This is a genomic window from Micromonospora sp. D75 (assembly GCF_018070405.1).
GTDB lineage: Bacteria > Actinomycetota > Actinomycetes > Mycobacteriales > Micromonosporaceae > Micromonospora > Micromonospora chalcea.
Genome location: NZ_JAGPXV010000702.1, coordinates 1 through 2,875 on the forward strand (window position 1 = coordinate 1; position 2,875 = coordinate 2,875).

Annotated in this window: 1 protein-coding gene; it reads left to right on the forward strand. The window is 70.3% G+C overall.

Features of this window, described 5'->3' with window-relative positions; translation table 11 throughout:
* Positions 1-50: 50 nt before the first annotated feature.
* Positions 51-2,875: transglycosylase domain-containing protein (locus KBX39_RS27860; protein ID WP_210873357.1), on the forward strand; the 2,825-nt coding region annotated here is incomplete at its 3' end.

A 2,875-nucleotide genomic window follows, 5' to 3' on the forward strand; every position in this document is an offset into this window, starting at 1 on the left:
ACCCGGTGGCGGCGCCCCCGCGCCCCACCGCGACCGGCAGGGGGTGAGGAATGAACTACGGCGATCCCAGTTCTTCGCGTGGGCGGGCCCAGATCCCGGGCCCGAACGGCGACCCCGGTTCCGAGTGGAACCAGGGCGGGACCGGTTGGTCCGGCTCCCCGGACGGCGGCGCCTCGGCGCGCGCCTCCGCGACACCCTACGGCTCGGGCGGCCGGGCCTCGGTCGGTGGCGCCGCTCCGGCGCCGCGCCCGGCATCGGGCTCGGCCTCGGTGGGCCGGGCCGGCGCGGGTGGCCGCGCCTCGGTGCCCGTCTCGCCGGCACCCGGCGCCTCCGGGCGCGCGGGCGCCGGACGGGCGTCGGTTCCGGTCTCCCCGGCCGCTCCGGCCGGACGTGCCGCGGTCGGCGCGGCGAGCGTGGGGGCGGCGAGCGTGGGCGGGCGCGCGAGCGTCGGCGCCCGGGCGAGCGTCGGCGCGGCGGCGGTGGGCGGCCGCGCCCGGGTGCCCGGCTCCGCCGGTGGCGGTCCCGGCGGTCCCGGCGGCCCGACCGGCCCCGGCCGGGGCGGTCGCGGCGAGGACCCGGCGCGCGCGAAGAAGCGCCGCCGGATCAACATGCTGATCGCCGGCTTCGCCGTGTTCATCATGCTCGCCGGCATCGGCGTGGTGAGCTTCACCTGGTACTCCACCAAGGTGGTGCTCCCGGAGGACACGATCCCGCCGCTGTCCACCACGATCTTGGACTCGAGCGGCAAGGCCTTCGCGCGGATCGGTGACCAGAACCGCCAGCTCGTCACCATCGACCAGATTCCGGAGCACGTCCAGCACGCGGTGGCCGCGGCGGAGGACCGGAACTTCTACAAGCACTCCGGTGTGGACTACAAGGGCATCACGCGGGCCGCGTGGAACAACCTCACCGGCGGCGACAAGCAGGGCGCCTCGACCATCACCCAGCAGTACGCGCGCAACGCGTTCGACAACCTGAACCAGGACACGTACGGCCGCAAGGTGAAGGAGGCGATCCTCGCCTCCAAGCTGAACGACAAGTACGACAAGCGCGTGATCATGCAGCACTACCTGAACGTCATCTACTTCGGCCGGGGCGCCTACGGCATCCAGTCGGCGGCGCAGACATACTTCGCCAAGAACGTCAAGGACCTGAACGTCGCCGAGGCCGCGGTGCTCGCCGCCCTGATCAAGCAGCCGGAGCCGAGCGCCACGCACAAGGGCTACGACCCGGCCATCAACGCGCAGGCCGCCGTCGACCGGTGGAACTATGTGATCAACGGCATGATCACGGAGAAGTGGCTGGACGCGCCGAACACGCCGCAGCACCCCACCGAGTACCCGAAGAACATCCAGAAGCCGTCGAAGAGCAGCGCTGGTGGCTACGGCATCGACACCCCGTACGGCAACGTCGTCAACTACGTCTCGCAGGAACTGCGCGAGATGAAGCTCTGCACCGACAACGAGGCCGAGGTGACGGACAAGAAGCCGCTGTGCGCCAAGGCGCTCAGCCGCGGCGGCTACAGGATCACCACCACGATCAACCGGAAGATGCAGGAGGCGGCGCTCGACGCGGCCCAGCGGGCCAGGAAGAAGTCCGAACTCGCCGGCCAGCCGTCGAACCTGATGGCCGCCGTGGTGGCGATCGACCCGAAGACCGGGCGCGTGCTCGCCTACTACGGCGGCGACAACGGCACCGGCACCGACTACGCCGGCAAGAACGTCGACAACGGCGTCGTGAGCGGTGGCCACTCACCGGGTTCGAGCTTCAAGATCTACACGTTGGCGGCGGCGCTGAAGGAAGGCATCTCGCTCAAGTCCCGGTGGAAGGGATCGGCGTTCACGCCGAAGGGCACCAAGTTCAAGGTCAGCAACGCCGGCGCGGACAAGGTCTCCTGCGGTGACTCCTGCACGCTCGAACTGTCGACGCTGAAGTCGCTGAACGTGCCGTTCTACTACATCACCGAGCAGATCGGCCCGGACAAGGTGCTCGACATGGCCAAGCAGGCCGGCGTCACCACCATGTGGCAGACCGACACCAACCCGGCCAAGGCGCACGACCTGACCAAGGCCGACCCGAAGGACCTGGCACCGTCGCCGTTCTTCCACGTCCTCGGTTACGGCCAGTACCCGATCACGGTGCTCGACCACGCAAACGGTGTCGCCACGTTCGCGAACCAGGGCATGTACCACAAGGCGCACTTCATCCGGAAGGTGGAGAAGCAGAACCCGGACACGGGTAAGTGGGACCTGGTCGGCGCGGAGAAGCTCAAGGGGCAGCAGCGGATCGACAAGGACATCGTCGCGGACGTCACCTCCGTGCTGAAGCAGTACCCGGGCCAGATCAACAAGCGGCTCGACGAGGGCCGCCAGGTCGCCGAGAAGACCGGCACCTGGGAACTCGGCGACAAGACCACCCGCAACGGCGACGCCTGGATGATCGGCTACACGCCACAACTCGCCACCGCGGTCTGGGTCGGCAACGTCAAGGACCGCAAGGCGATCCAGTACAAGGACGGCCGGGACATCAGCGGTGCCCGGATGCCCGGTGACATCTTCCAGCGCTTCATGAACGACGCGCTCAAGGGCAAGGACAAGGAAGAGTTCCCGCCCGCGGCGAACGTCGGCAAGGACGACGCCGGCAACGGCGAGGCCCCGCCGCCGCCGGCGAACGAGCCGGGCCAGCCGGGCGGACCGGGCTGCGACCCGCTGGGCCTGTTCTGCCCCGGCGGTACGCCCGGCGGCGGCAACCCCGGCGGCGGCGACCAGGGTGGTAACCCCGGCGGGGGCGGGCTACCCGGTGGCGGCGGACGCCCCGGCGGTGGTGGCGGCGGTGGCGGGCTGCTACCGAGCACGCCACCGACACGCCAGAACTG